Below are 6,205 nucleotides of genomic sequence, written 5' to 3'. Positions count from 1 at the left end.
CTAATGAAAACCCGGGGGTGGGGGCTATTTCCATCTGGATATTTGATAGTGTTTTACTATAGTTAATTCACATCGACACGGTGAAGCCACCCATATAATTATTACCAGTCAAGCCGGGAAGAAAGGCGGTGTGCACGCGCCGTACTTGTGCAGAGTACTTTTGCGAGGATAAGCTACCCGCATTATATAGAAAGCTAGCTAACTATGGAGCTTATGGATGATCGTATTCTCAGTTATTTTTCTACTACTCGGTGTGGTTCTATTTGGCGGCGGCCTTTGGCTTTTGTCACTGGGCGGGAGCCTTTATTACACGATTGCAGGCATAGCGCTGATCGTGGCCGGCGTTACGGCTAATGGACGCAGGCCGATTGCCCGCTGGGTTTATGGGATATTTTTGGCGGGCACTGCGGCATGGGCATTGTGGGAATCCAGCCTGGACTGGTGGCCATTGGCCACGCGGCTAGGCTTGTTTTTACTGCTGGCCATACCGCTTTTATTTCCCGGGCCGCCGGCTCAGCGGGGTGGTGTGATGGCTCTTTTCCCGGTCTGGGTCGTGGTTGGTGTTATTACGTTATCAAGCCTTGCCTTTGATCAGCATCGAGTTGATGGCCTGCTTAATCCGGACACCGTGTCTGCCGATCCCAATATGGGAAATATTGCCGATGAAAGCTGGCACGCATACGGCCGAAGCAATCTGGGGCAGCGTTATTCGCCGTTGGACCAGATTACTCCGGAGAATGCCGGCAAACTCGAAAAAGCCTGGGAGTATCAAACCGGCGATTTGCAGGGGCCTGACGACGTGGGAGAGATTACCTATGAAGCAACCCCTTTAAAGGTAGGTAACACCCTGTTTTTGTGTACACCGCATAATTGGTTAGTGGCGTTGGATGCAGATACTGGCAAGAAGCAGTGGGTTTATGATGCAAAGGTTCCGATGGAAAGCCAGCGCCAACATCAGACGTGTCGCGGTGTGTCATATCTGCCGCCATCGGAAGGCGATGCAAATGCGATAGAGGTTCAATCAGTTAGCGAGCCTGCAGAAAATCTTGCCAGCGTTCAGTGCGACGCCCAAATATTCATGCCTACATCTGATGCGCGTTTATTAGCGGTAGACCCGAAAACAGGTGCCCGCTGCAGTGGGTTTGCCGAAGATGGCTCGCTCGATCTGCTGCATAACATGCCGTTCAAGCAGGACGGTTTTTATTATTCAACGTCGCCGCCGGTGATCGCTAACGGTTTGATCGTAGTAGCAGGGGCCGTTAACGATAACTACGATATTGACTCGCCCTCAGGCGTGATTCGCGCGTACGACGTCAAAACCGGTGAGCTGGAATGGAACTGGGATCCGGGTCATCCTGAGAATACAGACCCCATAGAAGACAATGAAACCTACAGTAAAAGCTCCCCCAACAGTTGGGCAGTGGCCAGTGCAGATGAGGAGCTTGGGTTAATTTACTTTCCCATGGGCAACCGGGTGCCGGATCAGCTCGGTATGTACCGCTCTGAAAATGATGAAAAATTTGCCTCATCCGTTGTAGCGCTGAGTCTCGAAACAGGTGAGGTTGCATGGGTTCAGCAGTTTGTGCACCACGACTTGTGGGACATGGATACACCGGCACAGCCAAGCCTTGTGGATCTGGACACTGAAAACGGCAAAGAGCCAGCACTCGTGGTTCCAACAAAGCAGGGTGATGTTTATGTTCTGAACCGGGAAACCGGTGAACCAATCATTCCTGTGACTGAGCAAAAGGCACCCCAAGGCACCATCGAGGGCGACTACGCTTCAGACATGCAGCCCATTTCGGGCCTTAACTTCCGACCTCCCGAATTGACCGAAGCGGATATGTGGGGTGCAAGTGCAGTGGATCAGATGATTTGCCGTATCAAGTTCCGGTCTCTGCGTTATGAAGGTCAGTACACGCCACCTTCAGAGCAAGGCACTATTGTGTACCCGGGCAACTTTGGTGTTTTCAATTGGGGCGGCATTGCCGTAGATCCTGAAAGGCAGGTGATGTTTGGTATGCCACTGTACCTTGCATTTACGTCCAAACTGGTCCCCAAAGAAGGCGCAGAGCTTGGCGAGACTAACCAGGGTGAGCAGGGTGTTAACGAAAACGCCGGGGCGCCTTATGCTGTTGAAATGAAGCCCTTCCTTTCGCCTCTGGGCATTCCTTGTCAACAGCCACCCTGGGGTTACGTGGCGGGTGCCGACTTGCGCACGGGTGAAGTGGCCTGGAAACAAAAAAATGGCACGATTTACGACATGACCCCACTGCCACTGCCCATAGAAATGGGTGTGCCGGGTATCGGTGGGCCGATCATCACAGGCGGCGGTGTTGCGTTTCTTGCTGCATCGGTTGACAACTATTTGAGGGCTTATGACCTGACGACAGGTGAGCAACTATGGGAGGAGCGCCTGCCGGCAGGTGGTCAGGCAACCCCTATGACTTACCTGAACAGTAAAGGAGAACAAATGGTGGTACTTGTCGCCGGTGGCCATGGTTCGATTGGAACCACCTTCGGCGACTATGTGATTGCCTATAAGCTGCCTTGAGCAGCCCGCACATTGTAGCCCTGCAAGGCAGGGCTCGGGCTTCAGAAAGTGAACTCGAGCCCTGCGTACCAGGTGCGCCCGGAAGCAGGTTCAAAGTACCGATCATTGCTGGCATTAATACGCACATTGGCAAAATAGTCTTTATCGCCCAGATTGCGAACACCCAAAAACCCTTTCAAAAGAAGATTTCGGCCGGCGTACAAAGCGTCTCCAGCCCGCAGGTTTACCAACCAGTAGTCATCAACTTTTACTTCATTGGCATCGTCGGCGACCATATCGCCGATATAGCGAGCCTCCAGAGTAGCAAACGTGCCGCCAAGACCGTGCCATTGCAGGCGATTGCTCCATGTCTGCTCCGGTAGCCCCGGCAGGCGATTGCCATCGTAACGATTGCCCGCTGAGCGGTAGTTATCAAATTTGTAGCGCGCCAGCGTCAGCGCGCTATCTATGCGCCAGCTTGGGGTGAGCAGCCACCCAGCGGACGCCTCAAGACCCTTACGGGTTGTATCTCCGGCATTGCGATAGAACGTCCGATCATCTGATCCGGTCAGCTCATAGGGGATCAGTTCATCACGAACATCGACCCAGAATAGAGAGAGATCATAATCAATGCCGCTGTTTAGCTGGCCACGCAAACCAAGCTCTTGGTTGAGCGATTTTTGCGGTTCGGTTTCCGGGTTTAACCCACCAACCCCGGTTGGATTAGCAAACTCCGAGAACGTCGGTGTTTCAAAGGCAGTGCTGATATTGGCATATGCCTGGTGGGAATCGAGATAACGATAACTCAAACCTGCAGAACCGCTCCACTCACGAAAGGTGCGATTGCCGCTCTGGTTGCCGTCGGAGGCAAAGTCGTCATTGACCTTCAGGCGAATCCGATCGAGACGTCCTCCAACAGATAGCATCAATTGATTTGTAAGGTTCAGATCGCCTTGCGCAAACGCTCCCAAAGCAGTTGCTGTTTGCAGCTCATCTGCGGTCAGGTCTTGCAGGTTGCCGCCGAAGCTCATTTCTCTGCGAATGCGATCATCTCTCTGTTGTCGTGCCTCCACGCCTGCAACGTAACGAAAAGGGAATCCAGCTAGCTCAAGAGACTGTCGATAATCGGTTCTGGCCCCAAAATAGTCCCGGTCATAATCAATGCGGCTGTCACCAGGGTAGGGCAATTGTTGTTCGAAATTCCGTCGCATGTAGAAGGCCTTCACGCGGAGTTCGCCCGGCCCTGCAGAAAGATCCCGATACTGCAAACCAAGCACCTGCTGATCAACGGTTTGCCCGGTATCAAATTTTTCGGTGAATTTACCAGCCTGGGATCGATCAGCTTTCACTTGCTCTGCTGTAAGCGCCCCCGGATCTTCCGAGCGTGGATTCTGTAGCAGGTTGATGATAGCGGTCACTGAGCGATCATTTCCCAGTTCCCGGCGCAGCTTGGTGTTGAACAGATATTTTTCGACTTTAGCCTGATCACGGTAACCTTCATAGCTCAGTGCCGAGGCGCTGATGTTGTGCGACCAGGGCCCGTTACTGCCGTTGTTGTTTATCGAAAATTTGCCGAAATCATTACTGCCACCGGTAACACGAATGGATGTCTGATCGGCCTGTCGACGCCCATCTGCTGTCGTTACACTGATGACCCCGCCCGCAGCGTTGCCATACAGAACCGACGCAGGGCCGCGAATCACTTCAATACGTTCAGCAGTATCCAGGTCGATTGCATCCAGTTGCGCTTGACCATCCGGCAGGGTGTAGGGGATGCCATCAACCATAACGGTAATGCCGCGAACCCCAAAAGGCGCCCGCGCGCCAAATCCTCTTATGGCAATGCGCTCACCCTGGGCAAAATTCTCCTGGTTCTGCAAGAAGATGCCCGGAACCTGGCTGAGGCTTTCATCCAGTTTTAATCGCGGCTGTCCTTCATGGATAGCCGGTTGCTGAATGACTGACATGGCAGCGGGAGTTTCATATAGAGCACGCTCTATAACCGGTGACGTAACGACTATATCGGCGGGCGTTTGGCCATGCGCTGTCGTTGTGATGGATGGGGCTATCAGCCCACTTAAAAACAGAGAGATATATTTTGGAGTTTGCATTGACCCAGTCTAGACGGATATAAACCAAAGTCCCATACCTGTGATTTCCGTGCCGAGCGCTCTATGTTTATTCCAAATGGCATTGGGCGGATCTGGCGGCCTTAAGCACTGGAGTGCCATTTACACCGAAAAAGACAACCGGGATGTTTTGGTCAACCAGATGCTGTGCCATCAAAGAAAATGCATTAGAGATGGGGTTAGGCTTTTTGTATCCAGCTCAAGGAACGTGATGTCGTGTTTTTCCCCCAATATAATGCGGCAGCTTCCAAGCTTGGTAACCATGAGTTTGCCGCCCACTGGGCGGGCCAGGGTGCACCTATGACGCGGGAATTACCCGCGGCAGATTTGGTTGCGCTAATTGTGGAAGAGAGTCGTGCCCAGAATCGAGGCTAGAGCCTGCTGGTCAGGCCAGCCATTTCAGTATCTGCTCGTGCACCACCTTGTTGTCGAGCAGATCCAGGTGATTCAACTTTTCAAACACGCGACAGTTTTCCGGGCGTATGGATAGCTTTTTCAACTCATCACAATGATGTCCTTTGGCGCTATCCAGCCTAACCAGGAGATCGCCCACCATCGTGCTGGGAAAATCCGACACCTGATTGCCGATAGCCGCAGCTATGAAATAGTGTTTAGTTCCTTCTCGTAGTGGAACCGGCTTGCGGTTGTCTGGGTGAAAATCATCCTGATCGATGCCCTCCCAGTCTTCGTCCAGTATGTTGCCATGTCGCAAGTCCTTAATGCCTGCGCTGGTGTGCTGGCCGAAGGCAAACGGACTGGCGTAGCGGAACTTCTTCATAACGAAGGTCAACAGATTCCCGGCTTTCGCCAAGGCCGCGCCATGGTGAGGTGAGCCAAGGTAAATGGCACTTTTTAACAGCTTCACCCAGCCCATGTTGAGTTCGCTGCCGTACGAGGTGGCGCTGCGGATAACGAGCCCGCCCATGCTGTGGCCAATCAGGGTCAGCTCTTCGACCTCAACCGGCCAAGCCTCAACCAGTTTTTGAAGTTGTTTGCTCAACTCCTTGCCATTGATGGAAATATGTTTTCCCGTGTTGTAGTTGAGGTACAGTGGAGTGTAACCAGATGCACGCCGCAGTTCAGTACCCAGATTTCCTTCACTATGTTCCTTCCAGTACTCATGAGAAAGGCATAAGCCGTGAACCAAAACCACGATCCGTGGCCCGGCGTTCGGAATCATGGCTCCGACGTTTTCTGAGTCAAACAGCACCTTCTCGCCGTGACTATCTCGGAAATGCATGGTAATCGCCAGAGGGTTGTTGCTGGCTTCCAGATGATCCCCGCACACTCCGTTCAATGCAGCTGCGACCTTCACACTTTTTGAAAAATGTTGCGGCTCTTCTTCCACTGAGAACCCATCAAACGACCGATGCAATCCCCGCTGAAGCAAAAACGTGGACGACTGAATGAACTGGTAAGTTCGGCCTTGCCGCTCATCAGGAGGCACTCCTGCGATGTCGCGCAACCGATTAAAAGGATTCACTTCTCTCGCAATCGTGCGGTGTGTTCTTTCCACAATCTGAGTAACGCCACCGGCAACATC

The 6,205-nt window shown here is 52.7% G+C and carries 4 protein-coding genes; 2 read left to right on the top strand and 2 right to left on the bottom strand.

The genetic code is table 11. From position 1 onward, the window contains the following. The first annotated feature begins 217 nt into the window (after positions 1-217). On the top strand, positions 218-2,554 hold the full coding sequence (locus ACTHYN_RS16050) for a membrane-bound PQQ-dependent dehydrogenase, glucose/quinate/shikimate family (protein ID WP_441813409.1): 2,337 nt from the start codon (positions 218-220) through the stop codon (positions 2,552-2,554). A 41-nt stretch (positions 2,555-2,595) separates the two neighbouring features. Here ACTHYN_RS16050 and ACTHYN_RS16045 read toward each other — a convergent pair whose 3' ends face one another. Beyond that, positions 2,596-4,644 (bottom strand): TonB-dependent receptor family protein, encoded by a 2,049-nt coding sequence (locus ACTHYN_RS16045; RefSeq protein ID WP_441813408.1) that lies wholly within the window; start codon positions 4,642-4,644, stop codon positions 2,596-2,598. Positions 4,645-4,878: 234 nt separating this feature from the next. Here ACTHYN_RS16045 and ACTHYN_RS16040 point away from each other — a divergent pair, with 234 nt between their 5' ends. Next, entirely contained in the window at positions 4,879-5,037 is a 159-nt protein-coding gene (locus ACTHYN_RS16040; RefSeq protein WP_441813407.1) for a hypothetical protein, read from the top strand. A gap of 10 nt (positions 5,038-5,047) precedes the next feature. On the opposite strand, the gene ACTHYN_RS16035 is transcribed toward ACTHYN_RS16040, so the two are convergent. Beyond that, positions 5,048-6,205: esterase/lipase family protein (locus ACTHYN_RS16035; RefSeq protein WP_441813406.1), on the bottom strand; the 1,158-nt coding region annotated here is incomplete at its 5' end.

The organism is Marinobacter sp. (assembly GCF_052091845.1).
In the GTDB taxonomy this organism is placed as follows: domain Bacteria; phylum Pseudomonadota; class Gammaproteobacteria; order Pseudomonadales; family Oleiphilaceae; genus Marinobacter.
The sequence above is the reverse complement of the archived record's forward strand: the minus strand, read 5'-3'. Positions and strand labels throughout refer to the sequence as shown.

What these genes read in the sequence shown, in the direction of transcription:
- ACTHYN_RS16050 (WP_441813409.1), top strand. Translation starts at nt 218, where the DNA reads ATGATCGTATTCTCAGTTATTTTTCTACTACTCGGTGTGGTTCTATTT.
- ACTHYN_RS16045 (WP_441813408.1), bottom strand. Translation starts at nt 4,644, where the DNA reads ATGCAAACTCCAAAATATATCTCTCTGTTTTTAAGTGGGCTGATAGCC.